Source organism: Saccharopolyspora sp. 6V (assembly GCF_020176785.1).
GTDB classification, from domain to species: Bacteria; Actinomycetota; Actinomycetes; order Mycobacteriales; family Pseudonocardiaceae; genus Saccharopolyspora_C; species Saccharopolyspora_C gregorii.
The window spans coordinates 1-25889 of record NZ_JAIUKB010000156.1 but is presented as its reverse complement, the minus strand read 5'-3'; the positions used below and the strand labels follow the sequence as shown (position 1 = coordinate 25889).

General features: G+C 72.6%; 25 protein-coding genes. 16 read left to right on the top strand and 9 right to left on the bottom strand.

The annotated features are described in order from the left end of the window. Positions 1 to 216 precede the first annotated feature (216 nt). A complete protein-coding gene (locus tag LCD35_RS25920; RefSeq protein WP_225045097.1) occupies positions 217 to 1278 on the bottom strand; it encodes a 4-hydroxy-3-methylbut-2-enyl diphosphate reductase in 1062 nt (353 codons plus the stop codon). A gap of 245 nt (positions 1279 to 1523) precedes the next feature. On the opposite strand from LCD35_RS25920, the gene LCD35_RS25915 reads away from it, so the two are divergent. The 6 genes from LCD35_RS25915 to LCD35_RS25890 all read left to right on the top strand — a co-directional run bounded on the left by LCD35_RS25915 (position 1524) and on the right by LCD35_RS25890 (position 6173). After that, the gene (locus LCD35_RS25915) at positions 1524 to 1973 is read left to right on the top strand and encodes a lipid droplet-associated protein (protein ID WP_224960233.1); all 450 of its coding nucleotides are present in this window, start codon (positions 1524 to 1526) and stop codon (positions 1971 to 1973) included. A 57-nt stretch (positions 1974 to 2030) separates the two neighbouring features. After that, complete coding sequence (gene xseA, locus LCD35_RS25910; RefSeq protein WP_224960234.1) at positions 2031 to 3290, top strand: exodeoxyribonuclease VII large subunit; 1260 nt, start codon at positions 2031 to 2033, stop codon at positions 3288 to 3290. Positions 3291 to 3348: 58 nt separating this feature from the next. Continuing rightward, positions 3349 to 3717 carry a hypothetical protein gene (locus LCD35_RS25905; RefSeq protein ID WP_308011318.1) on the top strand — a complete coding sequence of 123 codons (369 nt, stop codon included), beginning with the start codon at positions 3349 to 3351 and terminating at the stop codon, positions 3715 to 3717. Continuing rightward, positions 3714 to 3977 carry an exodeoxyribonuclease VII small subunit gene (locus tag LCD35_RS25900; RefSeq protein WP_224960236.1) on the top strand — a complete coding sequence of 88 codons (264 nt, stop codon included), beginning with the start codon at positions 3714 to 3716 and terminating at the stop codon, positions 3975 to 3977. The genes LCD35_RS25905 and LCD35_RS25900 overlap by 4 nt, the downstream gene beginning before the upstream one ends. 117 nt (positions 3978 to 4094) lie before the next feature. Then, positions 4095 to 5138, top strand: coding sequence for a class II fructose-bisphosphatase (gene glpX, locus LCD35_RS25895; protein ID WP_224960237.1), 1044 nt, complete (start codon positions 4095 to 4097; stop codon positions 5136 to 5138). Between the two features lie 291 nt (positions 5139 to 5429). Beyond that, the gene (locus LCD35_RS25890; protein WP_224960239.1) at positions 5430 to 6173 is read left to right on the top strand and encodes a trypsin-like serine protease; all 744 of its coding nucleotides are present in this window, start codon (positions 5430 to 5432) and stop codon (positions 6171 to 6173) included. 53 nt (positions 6174 to 6226) lie between these two features. Here the strand turns inward: LCD35_RS25890 and LCD35_RS25885 are convergent, their stop codons facing one another. After that, positions 6227 to 7198 (bottom strand): NAD(P)/FAD-dependent oxidoreductase, encoded by a 972-nt coding sequence (locus LCD35_RS25885; protein ID WP_224968894.1) that lies wholly within the window; start codon positions 7196 to 7198, stop codon positions 6227 to 6229. Positions 7199 to 7362: 164 nt separating this feature from the next. Between LCD35_RS25885 and LCD35_RS25880 the strand changes: the two genes are divergently transcribed. The 4 genes from LCD35_RS25880 to LCD35_RS25865 all read left to right on the top strand — a co-directional run bounded on the left by LCD35_RS25880 (position 7363) and on the right by LCD35_RS25865 (position 12654). Next, positions 7363 to 8757: a class II fumarate hydratase gene (locus LCD35_RS25880; RefSeq protein WP_224968897.1), complete on the top strand. Its 1395-nt coding sequence runs from the start codon at positions 7363 to 7365 to the stop codon at positions 8755 to 8757. Between the two features lie 153 nt (positions 8758 to 8910). Beyond that, on the top strand, positions 8911 to 10452 hold the full coding sequence (locus LCD35_RS25875) for an ATP-dependent DNA ligase (RefSeq protein ID WP_224968899.1): 1542 nt from the start codon (positions 8911 to 8913) through the stop codon (positions 10450 to 10452). Continuing rightward, positions 10449 to 10874: a DUF4288 domain-containing protein gene (locus LCD35_RS25870; RefSeq protein ID WP_224960247.1), complete on the top strand. Its 426-nt coding sequence runs from the start codon at positions 10449 to 10451 to the stop codon at positions 10872 to 10874. The genes LCD35_RS25875 and LCD35_RS25870 overlap by 4 nt, the downstream gene beginning before the upstream one ends. A gap of 340 nt (positions 10875 to 11214) precedes the next feature. Next, the gene (locus tag LCD35_RS25865; protein WP_224960248.1) at positions 11215 to 12654 is read left to right on the top strand and encodes a GuaB1 family IMP dehydrogenase-related protein; all 1440 of its coding nucleotides are present in this window, start codon (positions 11215 to 11217) and stop codon (positions 12652 to 12654) included. A 49-nt stretch (positions 12655 to 12703) separates the two neighbouring features. On the opposite strand, the gene LCD35_RS25860 is transcribed toward LCD35_RS25865, so the two are convergent. Together LCD35_RS25860 and LCD35_RS25855 are read right to left on the bottom strand one after the other, a co-directional pair. After that, a complete protein-coding gene (locus tag LCD35_RS25860) occupies positions 12704 to 13981 on the bottom strand; it encodes a PhoH family protein (protein WP_258349496.1) in 1278 nt (425 codons plus the stop codon). Between the two features lie 656 nt (positions 13982 to 14637). Continuing rightward, entirely contained in the window at positions 14638 to 15801 is a 1164-nt protein-coding gene (locus LCD35_RS25855) for a DUF885 domain-containing protein (RefSeq protein ID WP_224968528.1), read from the bottom strand. 307 nt (positions 15802 to 16108) lie between these two features. Between LCD35_RS25855 and LCD35_RS25850 the strand changes: the two genes are divergently transcribed. Together LCD35_RS25850 and LCD35_RS25845 are read left to right on the top strand one after the other, a co-directional pair. Further along, positions 16109 to 16357, top strand: coding sequence for a hypothetical protein (locus LCD35_RS25850; RefSeq protein WP_224960251.1), 249 nt, complete (start codon positions 16109 to 16111; stop codon positions 16355 to 16357). A gap of 267 nt (positions 16358 to 16624) precedes the next feature. Then, the gene (locus tag LCD35_RS25845) at positions 16625 to 16873 is read left to right on the top strand and encodes a hypothetical protein (RefSeq protein ID WP_224960252.1); all 249 of its coding nucleotides are present in this window, start codon (positions 16625 to 16627) and stop codon (positions 16871 to 16873) included. 108 nt (positions 16874 to 16981) lie between these two features. Here LCD35_RS25845 and LCD35_RS25840 read toward each other — a convergent pair whose 3' ends face one another. Then, the gene (locus LCD35_RS25840) at positions 16982 to 17758 is read right to left on the bottom strand and encodes an isoprenyl transferase (RefSeq protein WP_224960253.1); all 777 of its coding nucleotides are present in this window, start codon (positions 17756 to 17758) and stop codon (positions 16982 to 16984) included. 201 nt (positions 17759 to 17959) lie between these two features. Here LCD35_RS25840 and LCD35_RS25835 point away from each other — a divergent pair, with 201 nt between their 5' ends. Further along, entirely contained in the window at positions 17960 to 18586 is a 627-nt protein-coding gene (locus tag LCD35_RS25835; protein WP_224960263.1) for a hemolysin III family protein, read from the top strand. Between the two features lie 18 nt (positions 18587 to 18604). On the opposite strand, the gene LCD35_RS25830 is transcribed toward LCD35_RS25835, so the two are convergent. The 3 genes from LCD35_RS25830 to mca form a co-directional block, all read right to left on the bottom strand. After that, positions 18605 to 20620 carry a thioredoxin domain-containing protein gene (locus tag LCD35_RS25830; RefSeq protein WP_224960254.1) on the bottom strand — a complete coding sequence of 672 codons (2016 nt, stop codon included), beginning with the start codon at positions 20618 to 20620 and terminating at the stop codon, positions 18605 to 18607. Positions 20621 to 20843: 223 nt separating this feature from the next. Beyond that, positions 20844 to 21203: a hypothetical protein gene (locus tag LCD35_RS25825; protein ID WP_224960256.1), complete on the bottom strand. Its 360-nt coding sequence runs from the start codon at positions 21201 to 21203 to the stop codon at positions 20844 to 20846. After that, the gene (mca, locus tag LCD35_RS25820) at positions 21200 to 22081 is read right to left on the bottom strand and encodes a mycothiol conjugate amidase Mca (protein WP_224960257.1); all 882 of its coding nucleotides are present in this window, start codon (positions 22079 to 22081) and stop codon (positions 21200 to 21202) included. The genes LCD35_RS25825 and mca overlap by 4 nt, the downstream gene beginning before the upstream one ends. A gap of 183 nt (positions 22082 to 22264) precedes the next feature. Here mca and LCD35_RS25815 point away from each other — a divergent pair, with 183 nt between their 5' ends. Continuing rightward, positions 22265 to 22699, top strand: coding sequence for a DUF4307 domain-containing protein (locus LCD35_RS25815; protein ID WP_224960258.1), 435 nt, complete (start codon positions 22265 to 22267; stop codon positions 22697 to 22699). Between the two features lie 187 nt (positions 22700 to 22886). Continuing rightward, positions 22887 to 23375, top strand: coding sequence for a transcription elongation factor GreA (greA, locus tag LCD35_RS25810; protein ID WP_224960259.1), 489 nt, complete (start codon positions 22887 to 22889; stop codon positions 23373 to 23375). Between the two features lie 545 nt (positions 23376 to 23920). Here greA and LCD35_RS25805 read toward each other — a convergent pair. Next, complete coding sequence (locus tag LCD35_RS25805; RefSeq protein ID WP_224960260.1) at positions 23921 to 24409, bottom strand: Lrp/AsnC family transcriptional regulator; 489 nt, start codon at positions 24407 to 24409, stop codon at positions 23921 to 23923. A gap of 216 nt (positions 24410 to 24625) precedes the next feature. Here LCD35_RS25805 and hppD point away from each other — a divergent pair, with 216 nt between their 5' ends. Next, complete coding sequence (gene hppD, locus LCD35_RS25800; RefSeq protein WP_224960265.1) at positions 24626 to 25771, top strand: 4-hydroxyphenylpyruvate dioxygenase; 1146 nt, start codon at positions 24626 to 24628, stop codon at positions 25769 to 25771. The last annotated feature ends 118 nt before the right edge of the window (positions 25772 to 25889 follow it).

The following is a 25889-nucleotide window of genomic DNA, read 5'->3' as shown; positions in this document are numbered from 1 at the left end:
CCCCGAGCCGAAGCGGGACGACCCGGCGCGCAGGCCCCGCCGCCCCCGCCGCGACGACGACTTCTTCGACTGAAGGACGCCGGCGCCCCCGCCCAGCGCAGCAGAACGGCCCGCCGACCGATCAGGTCGAGCGGGCCGTTTCGCGTTCGCGTGCTCGCCAGGTGGTCTCGCCCCTTCAGCGGCGGACCACCCGGTTCCTCCCGCGGGAGGGAGCGGTCAGCGGGCGCCCTTCGGCGCGTCCGGGTTCTCCTTGAGGTCCTTGCGGAGCTCCCGCGGCAGCGCGAAGGTGATCTTCTCGTTGGCGGTGGTGACCTCTTCGACCTCGCCGTCCCAGCCGCGCTCGGCGAGGTGCTCCAGCACCTGCATCACCAGCACGTCCGGCACCGAGGCACCGCTGGTGACGCCGACCGTGCCGACGCCCTCCAGCCAGGAGTCCTCGATCTGGTTCGCGTAGTCGATCAGGTGCGAGTCGTTCGCGCCCGCCTGCAGCGCGACCTCGACGAGCCGCTTCGAGTTCGAGGAGTTCTGCGAGCCGACGACCAGCACCAGGTCGCACTCGGCGGCCATCGCCTTCACCGCGAACTGGCGGTTCGAGGTGGCGTAGCAGATGTCGTCGCTCGGCGGCGCCTGCAGATCGGGGAAGCGCTCCTTGATCTGGTCGACCCGCTCCATCGTCTCGTCGACGCTGAGCGTGGTCTGCGACAGCCACACGACCTTGTTCGGGTCGCGGACGTGCACCTTGTCCACGTCCTCCGGCTTGTCTACGAGCTGCACGCGGTCCGGCGCCTCACCGGCGGTGCCCTCGACCTCCTCGTGGCCCTCGTGGCCGATCAGCAGGATGTCGTAGTCGTCGCGGGCGAACCGGTTGACCTCCTTGTGCACCTTCGTGACCAGCGGGCAGGTCGCGTCGATGGTGCGCAGGTTCCGGGTCTTGGCCTCCTCGTGCACCGCGGGGCTGACGCCGTGCGCGGAGAACACCACCAGCGCGCCCTCGGGGACCTCGTCGGTCTCGTCCACGAAGATCACGCCGCGGTCCTGGAGCGTCTCCACCACGTGCTTGTTGTGCACGATCTCCTTGCGCACGTACACGGGCGGGCCGTAGGTGTCCAGCGCCTTCTCGACCGTGATGACCGCGCGGTCCACGCCTGCGCAGTAGCCACGGGGCTTGGCGAGCAGGACGCGCTTGGTGCGTCCGCCCTCGGAAGTGCCCTGGTCGGAGGTGCCTTGGTCAAGGTCGCTCGGTGCGAGGCGATCGGCGGCCTGCGGCGAGGTGCTCATGCCGTCCAGGGTACGGACCACCCCGCGACGGGTCAGCCCTGCGGCCACCTGCCGAGGCGGTACCGAGCGTCACCCTTCCCGCTACCGGCGGACACCCGTCGCGCGGGACGCGGCGGTCAACGGTGACCGACCGCCACCGGACACCCCGGGGGTACCGCCGGAATCCGTAACCGGCCCGCACCTCCGGGCGAAGCTCCGGTGCCCGGCCGATGGTTTCCGCGGCGCGAGTGCGGGAGGCTGGGGCCATGTCGACGTACCCCTTGCCGATCCGCGTCGCGGCCGGACTCGCGGCCGTCACCGCCGAGCAGACCCGGCGGCTGCCCGCCCAGCTGCTCGGGTTGCCGCTGACCGTGGCCAGCCAGGCCCTCCAGCTGTCGATGCGGATGCAGCAGCAGATCACCGAACTGGCCATCCGCGGCGACGAGGCGCTCGGCGCCTGGGACCGCGGCGAGGACCAGCCGGAGTGGGCCACCTTCGACGAGGACGAACCCGCGCCCGCCGCACCCGCCCCGGACGACGCGGGCGTGCTCGCCGGCTACGAGGGCATCACGCTGCCCCAGCTCCGCGGCAGGCTGCGCGGCTTCTCCACCGCCGAGGTCGAGGCCATGCTCGACCACGAGCGGGCGAACCAGCAGCGCCCCGAGTTCCTGCGGATGCTCGGCAACCGGCTCGAACGCCTCCGCACCGAGAACTGACGCGCCGCCCCGCCCCGACGGGGAACGGCCGTATGATCGCGCCGCCCAAGCCCGGACGTGGAAGGAGCGGTCCTGAACGCCCCCGCCAACCCACCGCCGACCAGCGCGGAAGACCCGTGGCCGGTGCGCACCGTGGCCCGCAAGATCGCCGACTGGATCCACCGGCTCGGCACCATCTGGGTCGAAGGCCAGATCACGCAGATCTCGCAACGGCCCGGCGCCGCCACCTCCTTCCTCACCCTGCGCGACCCGTCCGCCGAGGTGTCGCTGACGTTGACCTGCGCGTCCTCGCTGCTGCGCAAGCAGGACCCGCCGCTGACCGACGGCAGCCGCGTCGTGGTGCACGGCAAGCCCACCTTCTTCACCGGCCGCGGGACGTTGAGCCTGCGGGTGGACGAGATCCGCGCCGTCGGCATCGGTGAACTGCTCGCCCGCATCGAACGGCTCCGCCAGCTGCTCAAGGCGGAAGGCCTGTTCGACCCGGCGCGCAAGCGGCGGCTGCCGTTCCTGCCGAACAAGGTCGGCCTGATCACCGGGCGGGCGTCCGCGGCCGAGCACGACGTGCTCAGCAACGCGCGGCTGCGCTGGCCGTCGGTGCGCTTCGAGATCCGCAACGTGGCCGTGCAGGGCTCGACCGCGGTGCCGCAGATCCTCGACGTGCTGGGCGAGCTCGACCGCGACCCCGAGGTGGACGTGATCGTGCTGGCCCGCGGGGGCGGCAGCGTCGAGGACCTGCTGCCGTTCTCCGACGAGGCGCTGTGCCGCGCGGTGTCGACCTGCCGCACGCCGGTGGTCAGCGCGATCGGGCACGAGCCGGACTCGCCGCTGCTGGACCACGTCGCCGACGTCCGCTGCTCCACCCCGACCGGCGCGGGCAAGCGCGTCGTTCCGGACATGGCGGAGGAGACCCAGCGGGTGCACCAGCTCCGCGACCGCGCGCGACGAGCGCTACACGGATGGGTGGACCGCGAGCGCAGGCTGCTGGATTCGCTGCGCAGCAGGCCCGCGCTGGCCGACCCGCACGGCCCGCTGGACCGCAGATCAGAACAGGTCCAGGTCGGACGGGACCGCGCGCGGCGCGCCATCACGGGCGTGCTCACCGCCGAAGGGCATGCGATGACCGCGACTCGATCTCGCTTGACGACCCTCGGTCCTGCGGCCACTCTTGCTCGCGGGTACGCGATCGTGCAGCGCGTCGAGCCCGACGGGGCCGACGGAGTGCTGCGCTCGATCGACCAGGCCCCGGCGGGAACCACGTTGCGGGTCCGCGTCGTTGACGGAGCGGTGCACGCCGTGGTGCCCGGCGGAACGGAGTAGTGGAACGAGGGAGGTCGTGGTGCGGGGACAGCAGGAGCCCACATTCCTCCCCTTGACGGTGGCCGTCACGCGCTCGCCGAAGTTGCACGACGCCGAGCAGGTCCGGCGGTGCGCGCGGGAGGCCGACCTGGCCGCCGCGCGCTGCTGGAACGCGCTGCTCGGCGGTTGCGACTCCACCGAGCGCCGGACGCTGCCGCTGAAGCTGCGGGCGCTGGCCGACGCCACGTCCGAGTACGCGGGCGGCCGGTGGTGGGTGGGCCGCGGATCCGCCCACCGACGTAGGGTCGTCGAAGCGCAGTTGCGCATCAACGACGCGGTCCGGGAAGGCGACGGCGCCGAGTTCGCCGAGGCGTTCATCGGCTACGACCAGGCCATCGCGACCGCCGTGGTGTCCGTACCCAGCAAGCTGGAGAGCCCCACCCCGTGACGAAGAACGAGCAGGACGAGCACTTCGACCCGGTCGCCGACCACCCGGACGTCGCCGAGCTGGGCTACGAGCCGGCGCGGGACGAACTGGCCGACGTGGTCAAGCGGCTCGAAGCCGGTGGCCTGTCCCTGGAGGAGTCGCTGTCGCTGTGGGAACGCGGCGAAGCCCTCGCCGCCGTGTGCGAGCGGCACCTCGCGGGCGCGCGCGAACGCGTCGACCGCGCCCTCGCCTCCGTGGAGGAGCCCGGCGAAGACCGGTAGTGGGCTCGCCCACGTGCCCCGGCTCCGAGCTGCGCGATCTGCGAAGATCCGACGAGCAGGGCGCGCGGAGCCGGCGCGTGCTGCCGATGGAGTCAGCTCGCCATACCGGGAGGCGCGATGAGCACGTCCACCACGCAGGGCCACCACGAGGCGCCCGACCGCAACCTGGCCATGGAACTGGTCCGGGTCACCGAGGCCGCGGCGATGGCCGCGGGACGCTGGGTCGGTCGCGGCGACAAGAACTCCGGTGACGGCGCCGCGGTGGATGCCATGCGCAAGCTGATCGGCACCGTCTCGATGCAGGGCGTCGTCGTCATCGGCGAGGGCGAGAAGGACGAAGCGCCGATGCTGTTCAACGGCGAGGAGGTCGGCAACGGCGCAGGCCCCGAGGTGGACGTCGCCGTCGACCCGATCGACGGCACGACGCTGCTGAGCAAGGGCATGCCGAACGCGCTGGCCGTGCTCGCCGTCGCCGAGCGCGGCGCCATGTTCGACCCGTCCGCGGTGTTCTACATGGAGAAGCTCGCCGTCGGGCCGGAGGCCGCCGGGGTGGTGGACCTGAACGCGCCGACCGCGGAGAACATCCGCCGCGTCGCGAAGGCCAAGCACATCGACGTCTCCGACGTCACGGTGTGCATCCTGGACCGGCCGCGGCACGAGGACCTGGTCCGCGAGGTCCGCGAGGCGGGCGCGCGCATCCAGTTCATCTCCGACGGCGACGTGGCCGGGGCGATCGCCGCGGCCCGCCCGGACAGCGGCGTCGACATGCTCATCGGCATCGGCGGCACGCCGGAGGGCATCATCACCGCGGCCGCGCTCAAGTGCATGGACGGGGAGATCCAGACCCGGCTGTGGCCGAAGGACGACGCGGAGCGGCAGCAGGCGCTCGACGCCGGGCACGACGTGGAGCAGGTGCTGACCACCTCGGACCTGGTGCGCGGGGACAACGTGTTCTTCTGCGCCACCGGCATCACCGACGGCGCGCTGCTCAAGGGCGTGCACTACCGGGCGAACCGGTGCAGCACCCAGTCGATCGTGATGCGGTCGAAGTCGGGCACGGTGCGGGTGATCGAGGGCCTGCACAAGCTGACGAAGCTGCGCGAGTACTCGGACGTGGAGCTGGGCGGCGACGAGGGCGGCAGGCACGGCCTGCTCCCCTGATCGCCGCGACCGGACCGCCCGTCCCGCACGCCGGGGCGGGCGGTCCGTCGTTTCGCGGGGAGCTGTTTTTCCCGGTATTTCCCCGAATCGGCCATCAGGCCGGTGTTGACCTGCACCGGAGCCGCGTTCGGCCGGGTGGGTACCGTCGTTGGAGCGACGTGAAGACCCACCTAAGTGGGTGCCTCGGATGAGTGAAGATCCTTACCGTCAGTGGTCACTCGGCCCGCCGCACCGGACCGAGCACCACCCCGGGCCGTCCCAGGACCGGGCACACGGAAGGACTCGTCCCCCATGCGCACACGCTCCCTGCTCACCGGAGTGCTCGCCGCCGGCGCCGCGCTCGCGCTGGCCACGCCCGCTTCCGCGGCCCAGGACCCCACGCCCATGGTCGTGGGCGGCCACGACGCCACCGAGACCTACTCGTTCATGGTGTCGCTGCAATCCGGCGGCGGGCACATCTGCGGCGCTTCGCTGATCAAGGCCGACTGGGCGGTCACCGCCGCGCACTGCGTCCAGGGCAGCCAGCCCGGCGACCTGTCCGTCCGCGTCGGCAGCCTGGAGCACGCCTCCGGCGGCGAAGAGGCCGGGGTCAGCGACATCAAGGTGCACGACTCGGCGGACATCGCCGTGATCAAGCTGGACACGCAGGTCTCCGCGCAGCCGATCTCCATCGCCCCCGAGTCGGGCGCCACCGGCACCGAGACCCGCATCATCGGCTGGGGCCAGACCAGCCCGGCGCCGGGCGGCGAAGCCCCCGCCACGCTGCAGGAGCTGGACACCGCGATCGTCGACGACGCCGACTGCTCGGGCATCGAGGGCGAGACCGAGATCTGCACCTCGAACCCCGGTGGCGACTCCGGCGCCTGCTACGGCGACTCGGGCGGCCCGCAGATCAAGGGCACCGAGGGCTCCTGGGAGCTGATCGGCGCCACCAGCCGCGCCGGGAACAACGACTCGAACTGCGCGACCGGCCCGTCGATCTACACCGACGTGTCGGCGCTGTCCGACTGGGTCGAGGAGAACACCGCCGCCTGATCGGCACCCGCAGACCGGCCGCCCTCCTCCTGGGGAGGGCGGCCGTTCCACGTTCAGCTCCGGTCGGAGGAGTGGCCCGGGAAGAGGTGGGCCGCCGGGTCCAGGGCGACCGCGAGGTTGTTGACCGCGGTGGCGGCCTCGCCGAAACCGGTGGCGATCAGCTTCACCTTCCCCGGGTAGGTGGCCACGTCGCCCGCCGCGTACACCCGGTCCCGGTTGGTGCGCATCGTGCTGTCCACCCGGATCGAGCGCCCGGCCAGTTCCAGCCCCCAGGACTCGATCGGCCCCAGCGAGGCGGTGAAGCCGAGCGCGGCGACCACGGTCCGCGCGGGCAGCACCCGCCGCCGCTCGCCGACGGCCAGCTCCACCTCGTGCACGCCCGCGGAGTCCCCGCGCACCGCCACCACCTGCGCCTCGGTGATGATCTCGACGCCGAGCTCGGCGACCTCCCGCACCAGGCCCGGGTGCGCGCGGAACCGCGCCCGGCGGTGCACGAGGGTCACGCTGCGCGCGATCGGGTGCAGCGCCAGCGCCCAGTCGAACGCCGAATCGCCGCCGCCGACCACCACCACGTCCTGCCCGCGGTGCACCGCCAGGTCGGGCACGAAGTGCACCACTCCCCTGCCGAGCCAGTCCCCGCCCGCGGGCAGCGGCCGGGGCGTGAACTCGCCGATGCCCGCGGTGATCAGCACGGCTCGCGCGCGCACCGGTTCCGGGCCCGCCAGCACCCGCAGCCGTCCGTCCACTTCGGACAGATCGGTGGCGTCCCTGCCCAGCAGGTAGCGCGGTTCGCGCGGCGCGGCCTGCTCCACCAGGGCCGCCGCCAGGTCGCGGCCGCGCACCGCGGGGAACCCCGGCACGTCGAAGATCAGCTTCTCCGGGTACATCGCCGCGACCTGCCCGCCCGGTTCCGGCAGCGAATCCACCACCGCCACCGACAGGCCCCGGAACCCCGCGTAGTACGCCGCGAACAGCCCCGCCGGCCCCGCGCCGACGACCAGCAGATCGACCTCGTGCTCGGCCATGCCCCACCCCGCTCGCGCCGGTGCAACGCGGATCACCGCCGAGCCCGGCGCGCCCGGCTCGGCGACGATCTCCGTCACCTTTCTCGGTCCAGCACCCGGAGGACTGCCCGGAAGTGGGCCGCCCCATACTGACCGGCCCCGCTCGGGCGGTGGACACTTCGGTCATGGCTGAACAGGACTACCGGATCGAACACGACACCATGGGCGAGGTCAGGGTTCCCGCCGACGCCCTGTACCGCGCGCAGACGCAGCGCGCCGTGGAGAACTTCCCGATCTCCGGCCGCGGGCTGGAGCGCGCGCAGATCCGCGCCCTCGGACTGCTCAAGGCCGCCACCGCGCGGGTCAACGGCGAACTCGGCATCCTCGACGCCGACATGGCCGAGGCCATCGCCGCCGCCGCCGACGAGGTCGCCGAGGGCCACCACGACGCGCACTTCCCGATCGACGTGTTCCAGACCGGCTCCGGCACGTCGTCGAACATGAACGCCAACGAGGTCATCGCGACCCTCGCGACCCGCGGACTCGGCCGCGACGTGCACCCGAACGACCACGTCAACGCCTCGCAGTCCTCGAACGACACGTTCCCCACCACCATCCACGTGGCCGCCACCGAGGCCGTGCTCACCGACGTCATCCCCGCCCTGGAGCACCTGGCGGGCGTCGTCGAGGGCCGCGCCGCCGAGTGGGCCGAGGTCGTCAAGTCCGGCCGCACCCACCTGATGGACGCGGTGCCGATCACCCTCGCCCAGGAAGCGGGCGCGTGGGCCTCGCAGGTGCGCTTCGGCGTGGAGCGGCTGCGTTCCGGGCTGGACCGGCTCGGTGAGCTGCCCATCGGCGGCACCGCCGTCGGCTCCGGCCTGAACGCGCCGGACGGCTTCGGCGCGGCCGTCGCCGCCGAGCTCGCCCGCGTCACCGGACTGCCGCTGACCGAGGCCCGCGACCACTTCGAGGCGCAGGCCACCCAGGACGGCGTCGTCGAGACCTCCGGGCACCTGCGCACCGTCGCGGTGAGCCTGAACAAGATCGCCAACGACGTGCGCTGGCTCGGGTCCGGCCCGCGCACCGGCCTCGCCGAGCTGGCGCTGCCCGACCTGCAGCCCGGTTCCTCGATCATGCCGGGCAAGGTGAACCCGGTGATCCCGGAGGCCACCCTCCAGGTCGTCGCGCAGGTCATCGGCAACGACGCGGCCGTCGCGTTCGCCGGCGCGCAGGGCAACTTCCAGCTCAACGTGAACCTGCCGGTGATCGCCCGCAACGTGCTGGAATCCGCGCGGCTGCTCGCCGCCGTGTCCCGGCTGCTCGCCGACAAGGTGTTCGCCGGGGTCGAGGCCAACGTCGAACGCGCCCGCGAGTACGCCGAGGGTTCGCCCTCGATCGTCACGCCGCTGAACCGCTTCATCGGCTACGAGGAGGCCGCCTCGATCGCGAAGCAGGCCCTCAAGGAGCGCCGCACCATCCGCGAGGTCGTCCTCGAACGCGGCCACGTCGACTCCGGCAAGCTCACCCTGGAGCAGCTGGACACCGCGCTGGACGTGCTGGGCATGGCCAAGGCCAAGTGAGCCGGTGGGCCGTGCGCACCGCCACCCGGCGAGCGCACCCCCCGATCCGGAGCACCCCCAGCGGTTCCGGATCACGACTACGACGCCGCGCACCGCCCCACCGGTTCCCCGTTCCTCCGGCGAGTTGCGGGGCACCGCGCGCACCATGGACGCATGGTGCCGCTGAACGCAGTCGTCTCCGCGTCCGCCGAGGTCGCGGGGACCCGCGCCCGCAACGCGAAGATCCGCACCCTCGCCGAACTGCTCACCCGCCTGCGCGGCGCCGAGATCCGGCCCGCCGCCGCGCTGCTCGCCGGTGAGCTGCCCGGCGGCCGCGCCGGGGTCGGCTGGTCCACGCTGAACGCGCTGCGCGCCGAACCCGCCGCGACCCCCGGACTGACCGTGCTCGACGTGGCCGCCACCGTCGACGAGCTGCGCGCCACCACCGGCACCGGATCCGGGCAGCGCCGCCTCGACCTGCTGCACGCGTTGCTGGGCCGCGCCACCGCCGACGAGCAGCGGTTCCTGGTCCGGCTGCTCGGCGGCGAACTCCGGCAAGGCGCGCTCGAAGGCGTGCTGCTGGCGGCCGTCGCCCGCGCCGCCGACGTGCCCGCCGAAGCGGTGCTCCGGGCGTTCATGCTCTCCGGGCGGCTGCCCGCCACCGCCGAGGCCGCGCTGACCGGCGGTTCCGCCGCGCTCGCCGAGTTCCGACTCGAAGTGGGCAGGCCGCTGCGACCGATGCTCGCCTCGCCCGCCGACACCCTCACGGCGGCGCTGGGCGAACTCGGCGACTGCGTGGTCGAGCACAAGCTGGACGGGGCGCGGATCCAGCTGCACCGGGACCGCGAGCAGGTCCGGGTGTTCACCCGCACGCTCCGCGAGATCACCGGGCAGGTCCCGGAACTCGTCGAACTGGGCCTGGCGCTGCCCTGCACGTCGGTGGTGCTGGACGGGGAGGCGCTCGCCCTCACCGACTCCGGCAGGCCCCGCCCGTTCCAGGAGACGATGTCCCGCTTCGGCGCCCGCGGTCCGCGCGACGAGGTGCTGCGGCCGCACTTCTTCGACTGCCTGCACCTGGACGGCGCCGACCTGGTGGACGAGCCGCTGCACCGGCGGCTGGCGGCGCTGGCCCGGGTCGCACCCGAGCACCGCATCCCCGGGGTGCGCCCCGGGAACGCCGAGGACGCGGACGCGCTGCTGAACGACGCCCTCGACGCCGGGCACGAAGGGGTCGTGGTGAAGGACCTCGACTCGATCTACGCGGCGGGGCGGCGCGGCCGGGCCTGGCGCAAGGTCAAACCGTCGCACACGCTGGACCTGGTGGTGCTCGCCGCGGAATGGGGCCACGGGCGGCGCAGCGGGACGCTGTCCAACCTGCACCTCGGCGCCCGCGACCCGGCGGGCGGACCGCCGATCATGGTGGGCAAGACGTTCAAGGGCCTCACCGACGAACTCCTCGCCTGGCAGACCGCCGAATTCCCCCGCCACGAGACGCACCGCGACCGGAGTACCGTGCACCTCGCCCCGGACCTGGTCGTGGAGGTCGAACTGGACGGGGTGCAGGTCAGCACCCGCTACCCCGGCGAGGTCGCGCTGCGCTTCGCCCGCGTGCTGCGCTACCGCCCCGACAAGGACGCCGCCACCGCCGACACGATCGACGCGGTGCGGGCCATGCTGCCGGGGGCCTCCTCGGCGGATGAGAGGGTGGAGCCATGACCACCCCCAGCGACGACGAGCAGGTCGGCTCGATCGACATCGGTTCGGGCAGCATCGACCCCCGCGACTTCCAGGCGAGCACCTCCTCCGCCGAGGCCGAGTTCTACGTCGCGGTGCTGCTCATCGAGATCTCCTCCGCGTCGGCCACCGAACCGGAGCTCTACGAGGAATCGTTCGTGCTGGTCAAGGCCGAATCCGACGAGGAGGCGCGGGAGAAGGCCGTCGACTGCGGCAAGCAGCAGGCCGCCAGCTACCCGAACGAGGACGGCGAGATCGTCACCTGGAAGTTCAAGGAGCTCGTCGAGGTGAAGAAGGTCGAGGACGCCACCTTCGACGACGGCTCCGAGCTGTACAGCCGCTTCTTCCGCAACTACACCGCCTACCGCTCCTTCGAACCCCTGCTCAGCGGCGAGGAGATCTGACCGCTCGTCCCTCGACTCGGGTTGCGGAGCACTCGGTTGTGCGGGTCGGCATTGGCCGCCGCACGCGGGAACCGGCGGTACTTGGAGCAGCTGGCCGACGCCGCGCGCCTGCTCGAAGTGGATGCATCGTGAGCGGAAACGGCCCCAGAGAACGCAGAGGCCGGGGTCCCGCCTCCGGCGGGTAGTCCCGGCTTACTTCCACGCACCTCGGTGCGCAGCCGCCCCCAATCTAGCCTGGTGGCGAAAACCCCCGCAACCACACTTCCGGATGATCCGCGCAGAACCGGCGGCTCGCTCGATCCGACCGGTGGGGGCCGTCCGGCACGTAGGGTGGAACCTCGTGCGGTTCTTGAACGGGCAGCAGCCCTCCACAGACCTGACCTACGACGACGTCTTCCTGGCCCCGCGCCGCTCCGGCGTCGAGTCCCGGTTCGACGTCGACCTCGCGACCTCCGACGGCTCGGGCACCACGCTCCCGGTCGTGGTCGCCAACATGACCGCCGTCGCGGGCCGCCGCATGGCGGAGACGGTGGCGCGGCGCGGTGGGATCACCGTCCTGCCGCAGGACGTCGCCCCCGAAGCCGTCGCGGAGATCGTGTCCTGGGTGAAGGACCGGCACCCGGTCTGGGACACGCCGCTGGTGCTGCGCCCGGACGACGCGGTCGCGGACGTGCTGAACCTGCTGCCGAAGCGCTCGCACGGCGCGGTCGTGGTCGTCGACGAGGACCGCAGGCCGGTCGGCGTCGTGGACGAGTCCGCCTGCTCCGGCGTGGACCGGTTCGCCCGGGTCGGCGAGGTCGCCGACCGCACCCCGCTGGTGCTGCCGCTGGGCACCGAACCCCGCGAGGTCTTCGAGCAGCTGCACGCCCAGGGCAAGCAGGTGGTGCTCGCGGTCGACGGAGACGGCAGGCTCGCCGGGATCCTCACCGGGCGCGGCTCGCTGCGCGCCGAGATCTACGCGCCCGCGCTGGACGGGGCGGGCCGGCTCCGGGTCGCCGCCGCGGTCGGCGTCAACGGCGACGTGGCGGGCAAGGCGGCCGCGCTGCTCGCGGCGGGGGTGGACGCGCTGGTCGTGGACACCGCGCACGGCCACCAGGAGAAGATGATCAGCGCGTTGCGCGCGGTGCGGGCGCTCGACCCGTCGGTGCCGGTCGTCGCGGGCAACGTGGTCACCGCCGACGGCGTGCGGGACCTCGTCGAGGCCGGCGCGGACGTGATCAAGGTCGGCGTCGGCCCGGGCGCCATGTGCACCACCCGGATGATGACCGGCGTCGGCCGTCCCCAGTTCTCCGCCGTCGCCGAGTGCGCCGCGGCCGCGCGGGAGCTCGGCAAGCACGTGTGGGCCGACGGCGGCGTGCGGCACCCGCGGGACGTGGCGCTGGCGCTGGCCGCCGGGGCCGCCTCGGTGATGGTGGGCTCCTGGTTCGCCGGCACCCACGAATCGCCCGGCGACCTGCTGCGCGACGAGCACGGCCGCGCCTACAAGGAGTCCTTCGGCATGGCCTCCAAGCGCGCCGTCGGCGCCCGGACGCGCACCGACAGCGCCTTCGACCAGGCGCGCAAGGCGCTCTACGAGGAGGGCATCTCCAGCTCCCGGATGAAGATCGACCCGAAGCGCCCCGGTGTGGAGGACCTGCTGGACGAGATCAGCTCCGGGCTGCGCTCCTCCTGCACCTACGCGGGCGCGCGGAACCTCGCCGAGTTCCACGAGCGCGCGCTGGTGGGCATCCAGTCCGCCGCCGGGTTCGCCGAGGGACGCCCGCTGCCCAGCGGCTGGTGATCCCGGAGGGGGGGGGCGCCCGCGCGGACGCCACCGGCCGGTTCGGGCATCAGGGGGTGAACTCCCCCTCCAGCATCTCCGTCACCAGCGCCGCCACCGGCGAGCGCTCGGAACGGGTCAGCGTGATGTGCGCGAACAGCGGGTGGCCCTTCAACTTCTCGATCACCGCGGCCACGCCGTCGTGCCGGCCGACGCGCAGGTTGTCCCGCTGCGCCACGTCGTGGGTCAGCACCACCCTGGAGTTCGCCCCGAGCCGGGACAGCACCGTGAGCAGCACGTTGCGCTCCAGCGACTGGGCCTCGTCCACGATCACGAACGAGTCGTGCAGCGACCGGCCTCGGATGTGGGTCAGCGGCAGCACTTCCAGCATGCCCCGGTCGGTGACCTCGTCGAGGACGTTCTCGCTGGCCAACGCGCCGAGGGTGTCGAACACCGCCTGCGCCCAGGGCTGCATCTTCTCGTTCTCGCTGCCCGGCAGGTAGCCCAGCTCCTGGCCGCCGACCGCGTAGACCGGCCGGAAGACCACGACCTTGCGGTGCTGCTGGCGTTCCAGCACGGCTTCCAGACCGGCGCACAGCGCCAGCGCCGACTTGCCGGTGCCCGCGCGTCCGCCGAGGGAGACGATGCCGACGTCCGGGTCCAGCAGCAGGTCCAGCGCGATGCGCTGCTCGGCGGAGCGGCCGTGCAGCCCGAAGGCCTCCCGGTCGCCGCGAACCAGCTTCACCTGCTTGTCCGCGGTGACCCGGCCGAGCGCGCTCTGGGTGCCCGCGAGCAGCCGCAGCCCGGTGTTCGCGGGCAGGTCCTTGGCCTCGTCGAGGTCGGCCTCGCCGTCCTTGAACAGCGCATCCACCTGCTCCGGCGGCAGGTCGAGGTCCGCCATGCCCGACCAGCCGCTGGACACCACGTCCTGCGCCCGGTACTCGTCGGCTTCCAGCGCCACCGAAGCAGCCTTGACCCGCAGCGGCATGTCCTTGGTGACCAGCGTGACCCGGTGCCCGTCGGCGGCGAGGTTCAGCGAACACGCCAGGATCCGGGCGTCGTTGGAGTCGGTGCGGAAACCTGGCGGCAGCACCTGCGGATCGGAGTGGTTGAGCTCGACGTGCAGCGTGCCGCCGTCCTCACCGATCTCGACCGGCGCATCCAGCCGGCCGTGCTCGATGCGCAGTTCGTCGAGGCCCCGCAGGGCCTCGCGGGCGAACCAGCCGAGTTCCGGGTGATGCCGCTTCGCTTCGAGTTCGCTGATCACGACCAGCGGGAGCACCACGCGGTGCTCGGCGAACCGGGTCATCGCCCACGGATCGGACAGCAGCACCGAGGTGTCGAGCACGTACGTGCGGACATCCGTTCGGGCTGCGACGCCTGCGGAGTCCTCGGCCTGGGCCGAGGTTTCCGCTGCGGCTTGGGAACGTCGTGTGGTCACGGCTACTCCCTCGCGGGCGTGGGGCACACGCCCGCTCGTCGGCGGGCCGGGCCGCCCCTGCCCTGGCCTGGCCGGACCGGCGGGCGGTCCGGCGCAGCCACCGAGGCCGCGCACCGGCCCCAAGCGACCACGGAGGACGGTGGTACCGTCCGATCCAGCCAACAGCCACGGTCAGGGCCTCCCCGGACGGGCCATTTACGCGTCGACCCGTCACTTCGGACGCTACCTCCGAGATTCGCTTCTGGGCAGGCGACCAGCCAGGTGATTCGCCAGAACGTCAGCCGGGTGTCACGTGCGCACCGGATTCGGTGCACCCGGACGCCACCCGGCCGTCGCTCGGCGGTTCCCGGGAACCGGTCGACTCGCTGGTCACAGCGCCGCGGACGGGTCGGTTCGACTTCTCCGCGGCGCGTCGTCGCGACCACCCGGACGTACGCACGTGCCGTGATCAACGCAGCGTCCACTTTGGTCTGTTCGAGTGAACAACAGGACTTTTCGGGCTTCCGCCGAGATTTCGCCGGGTCCGCCGATCGGCCCAACCGGCGCACCGCCGCCCGAACCGGTCAGCCGCCGGGAGCCCACGGCTCGTCCAGCAGCCGCCCCACCGCTTCTCCCGCGGCGAGCCTGCGGGCGACCACCGGCGGCCCTTCCGCGTAGGTGACGACGTGCAGCCGCCAGCACGGGTCGGCGGCGAACCGGAGGAACGCGCGGACGCCCTCCTCCGGCAGGCACGACCACCGGCGCAGGTGCGCCGCCGCAGCAGCGGGGCCCGGGCCGTCGTGCAGCAGCAGCGCCGCGTCCGACCGCACCCGGCGCAGCCCGTCCAGCGCGTCGAGCACCCGCTCCGCCCGGTCCCCGTCAAAGGCGATGCCCACCTCCGCCAGCACCTCCTGCGCCCAGCGGCCCCAGCCGGGGCCGACCGCGATGCGCAGCCCCGACTCGGCGATCCCCTCCGCGAGCAGCGACTGCGGGCTGTCCCGCACCTCGACGCCGTGCTCGGACCAGCCGCGGGCGCCGACCAGCACCCGCTCCTTGCGGCAGTGCTCCGCGTGGTGGCCCGGGTAGGACTCGTGCGCGACCAGCCCCGGGAGCCGCCCCGCCCACACCTGCCGGTCCGGGTCCACCGCGACCAGCGACCGGAAGTCGCCGAGGTAGCGGTGCAGCGCCGACCACGAGCGGCCCCGGACGTAGCGGTAGTCGACGCCCTCCTGCACCGGCAGCCCCGGCTCGGCCCGCACCCGAGCGCGCAACGCGCGGGAGAGCGCGGCGACCCCGCGCGCCAGCCGCGTCGGCGGCACCCGTTCCCGCGCCGCCAGCAGCGCCAGCCGGTCCGCCGGGGGACCCGAGCCGGGCAGCAGCTCCGCCAGCTCCGCGTGCGCGCTGCGGTACCGGTCCGGTTCGCCGAACTCGACGCGGAGCCCGAAGCACGCCGCGGCCTCCGCCCGGAACGACGTCCGCCACCCGGCGAGCCGGTGCGCGCGGCACTCCAGCGCGGCCAGCTGCCCGGACAGGAACGCGGCCCGCGCGGGGACGAACCCGACATCGGGGACGACCGCGCACAACAACGCGGCTCGTTCTGCAAGTACACCAGGGGCTGATACGGGCTCGCGATCGATGACGCTGCGCGATCGCCGTTCGACGGCGCGGGCACTCGCGGAACCGGGGTCGAGCCGCCCGATCCGCAGCCCGAGCCGCACGTACTCGCGAACCAGCTCGGCGGCGTCCACCACCGGACGGTACGACCTCGCTAGCTGCGACGAAAGGCTTTCGGGACCATTCCGCGGAACCCGGATCGCGAATCCCGCCCGACTGATGTTATGGAGCACGATTCCTTACCGGCGAGTAGCCGGGTTCCGCACCGGCGCACCGACTTGAGGGGCAAAAGATTTGCTTACACGATGGTGTTAACCAGCTGTGCTTACACCTTCAGGAATGGTTAGGTTTTTTTCGCGGTCGCCTCCCTGGGCGAACTTCCGGGGTGCTCGTGAACGAGGGACCGCGACCGCCACACCCGAAACAACAAGGAGCATCCAAGTGCTGAAGAAGGCAGTGGTCGTCGCCGGTGCGGCGGCGGGTCTGATGGCGCTGGCACCGATCGCCAACGCGGACAGCGCGGACAACGACGGCGTCAACCTGCTGAACGACAACAACCTCAGCGTGCTGCCCGTCCAGGCCTGCGGGAACAACGTCGCGGTCCTCGGCGCCGTCGTGCCGATCCTGTCGCCGCAGACCAGCGACTGCGTCAACGCGCCGGTCGTGGACCACCCGTCCGCCAAGGGCTGAAACGGCACCACCCGGTAGCCGGCGCATTCCACCGGAGCGGTCCGCGAGAGACGATCTCAATTCGCTCCGAGCGTGTCGAATTCGCCGAACCACCTGTTTTCGAGGTAACGTCGCCGACGGACCCGGAATCCACTTGGACCTTTTCGAGCGGAAGCCATTCTCCGGCGACATCTCGTTCGCCCCGAACCGGTCAACCCACGTGTTCGCACACCGGTAATCGTGCCGCTTCGGGGCATCCCGCGGCAATACACAAGGAGAGTGAACGCAATGCTGAAGAAGGCAGTGGTCGTCGCCGGTGCGGCGGCAGGCCTGATGGCCCTCGCCCCCATCGCCAACGCGGACAGCGCCGACAACGACGGCGTCAACCTGCTCGACGACAACAACATCAGCGCCGTGCCGGTGCAGCTCTGCGGCAACAACGTCGCCGTGCTGGGTGCGGTCGTGCCGGTCCTGTCGCCGCAGACCAGCCAGTGCGTCAACGCCCCGGTCGTCGACCACCCCTCGGTCAAGGGCTGACACACAGGCGCTCGTGTGGATGCATGAAAAGGCCAGGCCCTTCGGGACCTGGCCTTTTCGCTGTCCTGGTGCGGGACCAGCCCGGGCGGTCTTCAACCGCCGTGGTCTTCAGCCGCCGTAGCGGCGGTGCCGCGCCGAATACTCGCGCAACGCGCGCAGGAAGTCGACGCGCCGGAACGCCGGCCAGTACGCCTCGCAGAACCAGAACTCCGAATGCGCGGACTGCCACAGCATGAACCCGGACAACCGCTGCTCCCCGGAAGTCCGGATCAACAGGTCCGGGTCGGGCTGGCCCGAGGTGTAGAGGTGCTCGGAGATGTGGTCGACGGTGAGGAACTCCGCGAGCTCCTCGATGGTGGTGCCCGCCTCCGCGTGCTGCTGCAGCAGCTTGCGCACCGCGTCGGCGATCTCCTGCCGCCCGCCGTAACCGGCGGCGACGTTCACCTGCATTCCCGTGCGACCCTCGGTCCGCAGCGCGGCGGCCGACAACCGGGCCGCCGTCTCGGTGGGGAGCATGTCCAGCGCGCCGACGATCCGCACCCGCCACGGGTTGGCCGCGTCGGTGAGCTCGTCCACCACCCCGGCGATGATCTCCAGCAGCGCGTCCAGCTCGGCGCTGCTGCGGTTCAGGTTGTCGGTGGAGAGCAGCCACAGCGTGACGACCTCGACATCGGCTTCCCGGCACCAGCCGAGCAGCTCGCTGATCTTGCGCGCACCGGCGCGGTGGCCGTGCGCGATGTCGAGCCCGGCCTCCTTGGCCCAGCGGCGGTTCCCGTCGAGGATCACGCCCACGTGCCTGGGTGCTCTGGCACCTCTGAGCTGACGGCGCAGCCGTCGCTCGTACACGTCGTAGATGAGTTCCCGCAGACGAACCTTGAGCGCCACGCTCCCTGAGAGTACGCGGGCCCCTGCGCAGCCCCGACGGTCCCTCCGTCGAATGCGGACCGCGCTGCTCCGAACGCTGCCGCGGGCTGCAACGGACGTCACCGCCATCGGGGGACTGCGCAGAACCTACGGTCCCGTAATCTTGCGGTCGTGACTAGCGCCTTGACCGCTCGACGCAGCACCGCCTCCATCAAGCCGCGGATGCGCGGCTGGATCCACCTCTGGTCACTGGTGGGAGCAGTGGCCTCGGGTGCCACGCTGATCTCCCTGGCCGCCGCCACCGTGGGTGCCTCCGCCGCACTGGGGACCTCCGTGTACGTGGCCACCGTGCTCGGCCTGTTCGGGGTCAGCGCGCTGTACCACCGCAAGACGTGGAACTCGGTGGGCGCGCGGACCTGGATGCGCCGCCTCGACCACTCGATGATCTTCCTGTTCATCGCGGGGACCTACACGCCGTTCGCGATGCTGGCGATGCAGCCGACCACCGGAGCCGTCGTGCTCGCCGTGGTGTGGGGCGGCGCGCTCGGCGGCGTGGTGCTGAAGCTGGCGTGGCCGAACGGGCCGCGCTGGGTGGGCGTGCCGGTCTACCTCGCGCTCGGCTGGGTCGCCGTGTTCGTGCTGCCGGAGCTGCTGGTCCACGCGGGCGTGGCGGCGTTCGTGCTGCTGGTGGTCGGCGGCGTGCTCTACTCGCTGGGCGCGATCTGCTACGCGAGCCGGTGGCCGGACCCGTGGCCGAAGACCTTCGGCTACCACGAGTTCTTCCACGCGGCGGTGACCGTGGCGGCGATCTGCCACCACGTGTCGATCTGGCTGGCGCTGTACGCCTGAGCCACCACCGCCCGCTGCTCAGCGGGCCAGCGCGGCCACCAGGTCCTCGGCCGAGGTGACCGGGCGGTCGCAGACGTAGCCGCGGCACACGTACGCGGCGGTGGCCCCGTCCACGAGACCGCGCCCCGCCAGCAGCGGCACCGCGGCGGCGTCCGGCGGGCCGGCCACGGCCACCGCGCCGCCGGGGGCGTTCCGGCGGGCCACCGCCAGCAGGTCCGCGCGCTCCGCCGCCTCGGCGCCCGCCACCGCGATCTGCACCGGGCCGTGCGACAGCGCCTCCGCCGCCGCCAGCCAGTGCCCGGCGAAGCGCGGCGCGCGCTGGACCAGCAGCCCGGCCCGGGACAGCGCCTGCTCGGCGGCCGCCCGGTAGCGGGTCGCGCGGTCCGGTCCGGCCAGCGCGGCCGCGGTCAGCAGGGCCGCCGCGGTCGCGGACGCACCGGACGGGCTCGCGTTGTCCGTCGGATCGGACGGCCTGCGCACCAGCGCTTCCGCGTCCGCCGCCGTGTCGAAGAAGGAACCCGGGTGCTCCGGGTCGGCGAACTGCTGCAGCGCCGTGTCCAGCAGGGCGCACGCGGCGTCCAGCCAGCTCTGCTCACCCGTGGCCTGGTGCAGCGCGAGCAGGCCCTCGGCCAGGCAGCCGTGGTCCTCCAGCACGCCCGCCGCCTGCCCCACCACGCCGTCGCGGGAGCTGCGGCGCAACCGTCCGTCCACCACGTGCCGCTGCACCAGCAGCTCCGCGGCGCGGCGCGCGTCCTGCACCCACTGCGGCTCGTCGAGGACCGCGGCGGCCTCCACCAGCGCGGTCAGCGCCATGCCGTTCCACGAGGTGACGACCTTGTCGTCGATGCCCGGCTGCGGACGGCGCGAACGGGCCTCGGCGAGGACGTCGCGCACCCGCCGCCACCGCTCCACGTCGTCCGGGTCGGCGGGCAGCCGCAGCGTGGACGCGCCCTGCTCGAAGGTGCCCTCCGGAGTGACGACGAGCAGTTCCGCGGCCCACCGGCCGTCCTGCTCGCCGAGCACCGCCACCAGCTCCTCCGGCGTCCACACGTAGGTCAGCCCCTCCACGCCCTCGGTGTCGGCGTCGAGGGAGGCGGCGAACGCGCCGTCGGAGGTGCGCAGGTCGCGCAGCAGGAACTCGGCGGTCTCCCGGGCGACCCGACGCGCCAGCCCCGACGCGTCCACGTCCAGGCGGGCCAGGTGCGCGTACGCGCGCAGCAGCAGCGCGTTGTCGTAGAGCATCTTCTCGAAGTGCGGCACCACCCACGCGGCGTCGACGCTGTAGCGCGCGAAACCGCCCGCGAGCTGGTCGTACAGGCCGCCGCGGGCCATCGCCCCCGCGGTCGAGGTGGCGAGGCGCAGCGCCTCGGCGGAACCGGTCCGCTCGTGGTGGCGGAGCAGGAACTCCAGCACCATCGACGGCGGGAACTTCGGGGCGTCCCCGAACCCGCCGTGCACCGCGTCGAACTCGGAGCCCAGCCGGGACACCGCCGCGTCCAGCGCCGCGTCGTCCACCCCCGCCTCGGGCAGCGCCGACGGCTGGGAAGCCAGCTGCTCGACGACCCGGGTCGCGGCCGCGCGCACCTCCGCACCGCGCTCGGACCAGGCGGAGGCCACCGCCTCCAGCAGCTGCGGGAACGAGGGCATGCCGTGCAGCGGCTTCGGCGGGTAGTAGGTGCCGCAGTGGAACGGTTCGCCGTCCGGGGTCAGGAAGCAGGTCATCGGCCAGCCGCCCTGCCCGGTCATGGCCTGCGTCGCCTCCATGTAGACCGAGTCGACGTCCGGGCGCTCCTCCCGGTCCACCTTGATGTTCACGAAGTGCTCGTTCATCGCGGCCGCGATCTCGGCGTCCTCGAACGACTCGTGCGCCATCACGTGGCACCAGTGGCAGGCGGCGTAGCCGACCGACAGCAGCACCGGCACGTCCCGGCGGCGGGCCTCCTCGAACGCCTCCGGCGTCCAGGGCCACCACTGCACGGGGTTGTCCGCGTGCTGCAGCAGGTAGGGGCTGGTCGCGTCCGCAAGCCGGTTCATGCCGCCAGCCTCCCACCCGCCGATGATCGCCGCACCCACCACCGGCGAGGAACGGATCACGGCACCGCGGGGCTTCCGCCGACCGGGAGGTCACCCCCGCTGTGGCCGCGAAGCCGACGCCGGAGCGGGACACCGGTCCACCGCCACCGCGCGGGCGCGTTTCAGCCGCCGACGCCCCGGACCGGAAGCTACCGGCCCCGCGCCGGCCCGGCACCGCCCGAGGTCAACGGCCGGACGCACCACCGCGTCCGGGTTCGACCGGCGTTTCCCCGGCCGCCTCCGGTGCCCCGCCGGCAGCGGAGTCCGCCTCGTCGGCGGAGTCGGCGGGTTCCGCGGCCGCCTCGGCGCGGCGGGCCCGGGCCGGGGCGGCCTGGGCGGCGCGCTGCTCGTCGAAGCTGGTGGGCAGCTTCTTCAGGTGCTTGGTCATCGAACGGATCAGGAACGCCACCGCGATGGCGAACAGCACCAGCAGCAACAGCCCCACCGGCGAGGACTTGCCGAAGTCCTCGCCCTGGCCGCCCGGGTCCGCCGGCGGAGCGGGCGCCTGCGCGACCACCCAGGTCAGCGCCTCGTGCGCGTTCATGCCGACACCTTCTCCCGCACGCCGGAGAACAGGTCGTCCTCCGGCAACGTCGAATCGACCAGGGAGCGCACCAGCTCGTAGTCCTCGGTCGGCCACAGCGCTCGCTGGATGTCCAGCGGAACCGCGAACCACCGGCTGTCCGGGTCGATCTGGGTCGCGTGCGCGCGCAGCGCGTCGTCCCGCGCCTCGAAGTATGCCCCGCACTCGACGCGGGTCGTGACCCGCTCGTCGGTGTCCGGACGGGTGCCGTCCCACTTGGCCAGCCAGTCGCCGTAGGGCGATTCCAGGCCGCGCTCCAGCAGCGCGTCGTGGAACAGCTGCATCTTCTTCCGGGAGAAGCCGTGCGAGTAGTACAGCTTCAGCGGCTGCCAGGGCTCGCCCGCGTCCTGGTACAGCTCCGGGTCGCCCGCCGCGTCGAACGCCGCCATCGACACCTCGTGGCAGCGGATGTGGTCCGGGTGCGGGTAGCCGCCGTTCTCGTCGTAGGTGATGACGACGTGCGGGCGGAACTCGCGCAGCAGCGCGACCAGGTCGGCGGTCGGCAGCGCCGGGTCCACCGTGGCGAAGCAGCCCTCCGGCAGCGGCGGCAGCGGGTCGCCCTCGGGCAGGCCCGAGTCGACGTAGCCGAGCCAGCGGTGCTGCACGCCGAGGATCTCGGCGGCCTTGGCCATCTCGGCGCGGCGGATCTCGGGCATGTTCGCCAGCACGTCCGGTCGTTCCATGGCCGGGTTCAGGATGCTGCCGGCCTCACCGCCGGTGCAGGTGACGACCATCACGTCGTGACCTTCCGCCACGTAGCGCGCGGTGGTCGCCGCACCTTTGCTGGACTCGTCGTCCGGGTGCGCGTGCACCGTCATCAGACGCAGCTTCTCGGCCATCGGAGGCATGTTCCTTTCCCGCTCACGTCACACCCGGCCCCGCTCTTCGCCGGCCGGACACCCACAGGGATACTCAACGCGGGTGTCGCCACCCATTGTTCCCAACGGGCCGACATCCTCGAACGGCCGGGCAGGCATCGTCCGATCCGGCCGACCCCGATCGGAGCAGGGAGGCGGCGCGCGGTGAGCAACCAGGTCCCCGCAGGGCGGTACGGGTCACGGGCCCGTCGCACCGCTCCGCCGGCGGTCCGCTGGGGGCTCGGGATCCTCGCCGCCGTGGTGCTGCTCGGGGTGGCGCTGCTGGGATACCAGAACCTGGGCAGCGCCCCGATCGAGGGCAAGCAGGTCGCGTTCCAGGTGATCGACGACGGCTCGGTCCACGTCACCGCCGAGGTCCGGCGCGACGATCCGGCGCGGCCGGCCGCGTGCGTGATCCGGGCGCGCGCCGAGTCCGGCGAAGAGGTCGGGCGGAAAGAGATCTTCGTGCCGCCCGCCACCGGAACGGTCCAGCAGGGCACGGTGCTGCGCACCTCTCATCGAGCGACCATCGGGGAGGTGTACGGCTGCACCTACCGCGTTCCTGAATATTTGTCCACCCACCAGCGGCCAACCGGGTGAACAAGACCTAACGGCCCCGGATGCTGAGAAAATGCACTCCATCGGTGGGCTGATTTGTGCTATCGTCAACGCCAGCACGGTCCCGCGCGGGCCGTGTTTTTTCCGTTCCTAGCAGTACCCGGAATTCGCGAGGACGGAAGTAGTCGGCCCGCGGAAGGCGGGTCGCCGTCGACGAGGAGTGGTGACCGTGAGCGATACCCAGGTGACCTGGCTGACCCAGGATGCTTATGCGCGGCTCAAGGGCGAGCTCGACGAGCTCGTGGCCAACCGCCCGGTGATCGCCGCGAAGATCAACGAGGCCCGGGAGGAAGGCGACCTCAAGGAGAACGGCGGATACCACGCCGCCCGCGAGGAGCAGGGCCAGCTCGAGTCGCGCATCCGCCAGCTCCAGGAGCTGCTGCGGACCGCGCAGGTCGGCGACGTGCCCACCGAGTCCGGCGTGGCCAAGCCCGGCTCCGTGCTGACCGTCCGCTACGACGGTGAGGACGACACCGAGAAGTTCCTGCTGGCCAACCGGGAAGAGGGCGCGCACGGCGACCTGGAGGTCTACTCCCCCAGCTCCCCGCTGGGCCAGGCGCTGCTGGACGCCAAGGAAGGCGAGACCCGAGAGTACGAGCTGCCCAACGGCGGCACCATGAAGGTGACCCTGGTCCAGGCCGAGCCCTTCTCCGGCTGAGCAATAGCGGAGGCGGGCGTGCTCCGACCACGCCCGCTCCGCATATCGGCCCCGCTTTATCGCCGCGCACGGCCCTCGTCGAGCGACGCGCACCTCCGCGCACAACGCCCCCATTACCCGGAGCGAGCCGCGATGCGCACTCGAGGACCGGCGCCCGCTGGTTCCGGCCGGATTCTCCGCCGAATCGAATCCATTCATCCCCGCGCATTTCTCGTTCCATTTTTCCGCGCGTCGAATTCGGTTTTCACGAATGGCGCCGGCATGCGCGCGCCCGCCGCCGCGGCGCGGCCGCAGACGGCCGATCCGCCCGCGCCGCACGGAGTTCCGCGCACCGGGCCGTGCGGGGAGCGCCGTGCCCCGCGGCGGCGCGGTCCCCGGACCCGGGCCGGACCAGCTCCGTTCCAGGAGGGCGCTGACCGGGCGGATCGGGTTCCGGCACCCCCGGGAAGGTCATCGCCCGGATCGGCCCATTTGTCCGGACAGGTGAATTCACCCCGTTCCGAGAACGACCGGCGCGGCACCCGCCGGGAATCCACCGCGGCCCGTCACGGTTCCTCCCCCGCCAACCGCTCCAGCAGCGGACGCACCCGCGGCGGCACCGGGGTGGACAGCGCGATCGACGTGGAGGTCCGCAGCACCTGCGGCGCGGCCACCACCTCGTCGATCACCCGCTGCAGGTCGGCGTTGGACCGCGCCACCACCCGCACCCACAGGTCGCCCTCGCCGGTGGTGGTCTGCACCTCGCACACCTCGTCGATCGCGGCCAGCCGCCGCACCACCGCGTCCCGCTGCCCCTGCGCGATCTCCAGCACCGCGAACGCGGTCAGCCCGTAGCCCATCGCCGCCAGGTCCAGGTCCGGCGGGAAGCCGCGCAGCACCTCGCGCCGCCGCATCCGGTCCAGCCGGGCCTGCACGGTGCCGCGGGCGACGCCGAGCCGCCGCGAGCACTCCAGCACCCCGAGGCGGGGTTCGTCGGCCAGCAACAGCAGCAGCCGGGCGTCGAGCGCGTCCAGCTCCGAGTCCTCGTGCTCCACCGATCCTCCTGCGCAACTTGACCGACCTGCCGAGCACCGCCGCCGCTCGACCGGACATGTTGTCCAGTGAACTCGACGTCCCTTGTGCAGCATGCCTGATGACCTCACCCTTCGTGACACACACCTCGCACAACGCAGGGAGGCACCGTGACCGGCACCGTTGACCACGGCGAGATCGGCAGCACCGGCAAGCTCGACGACGTCACCTTCGACCAGATGCGCAGGCTCGTCGGCCTCGTCGACCACGACTCCAGCCGCGACCCGTTCCCCGTGCGGGCGATGGACGCGGTCGTGTTCGTCGTCGGCAACGCCACCCAGAGCGCGTTGTTCTACCAGGTCGCGTTCGGCATGGAGCTCGTCGCCTACCGCGGCCCGGAGCAGGGCGAGCGGGACCACAAGGCGTACGTGCTCAAGTCCGGCTCGGCCCGGTTCGTGCTGCTCGGCGCGGTCGACCCGGACAGCCCGCTCGCCGACCACCACCGGGCGCACGGCGACGGCGTCGTCGACCTGGCGCTGGAGGTGCAGGACCTGGACCGCTGCGTGGAGCACGCCCGCTCCCAAGGGGCCACCGTCCTCGACGAACCGCACGAGCGCTCCGACGAGCACGGCGTGGTGCGGATGGCCGCCATCGCCACCTACGGCGAAACGCGGCACACGCTGATCGACCGCAGCCGCTACACCGGGCCCTACCTGCCCGGGTACGTGGCGCGCAGCGGCGGCTACACCAAACCGGCGGGCGCGCCGAAGCGGCTGTTCCAGGCCGTGGACCACTGCGTCGGCAACGTCGAGCTCGGCGAGATGGACCGGTGGGTCGGCTTCTACAACCGGGTGCTGGGCTTCGTGAACATGGCCGAGTTCGTGGGCGACGACATCGCCACCGAGTACTCGGCGCTGATGAGCAAGGTCGTCGCCAACGGCAACCACCGGGTGAAGTTCCCGCTCAACGAACCCGCGGCCGGGCGCAAGAAGTCGCAGATCGACGAGTACCTGGAGTTCTACCGGGGCGCCGGCTGCCAGCACATCGCGCTCGCCACCGGGGACATCCTCGGCACCATCACCGCGATGCGCGCCGCAGGCGTGGAGTTCCTGAGCACGCCGGACTCCTACTACGACGACCCGGAGCTGCGGGCCCGCATCGGGCAGGTGCGGCTGCCGATCGAGACGTTGAAGGAGCACGGCATCCTCGTGGACCGCGACGAGGACGGGTACCTGCTGCAGATCTTCACCAAGCCGATCGGGGACCGGCCGACGGTGTTCTACGAGCTCATCGAGCGGCACGGCTCGCTGGGCTTCGGCAAGGGCAACTTCAAGGCGCTGTTCGAGGCCATCGAGCGGGAGCAGGACCTGCGCGGCAACCTGTGACGCCGGGCGTGGGGGCGGGGGGGCCGGGGGGGGCCGGCCCCCCCCCGCCCCGGGCGGGGGGGGGGGGGCGGGCCGGCGGCGGCCCCCCCCCCCCCCCGCGGGGCGGGCGCCCGCCCGC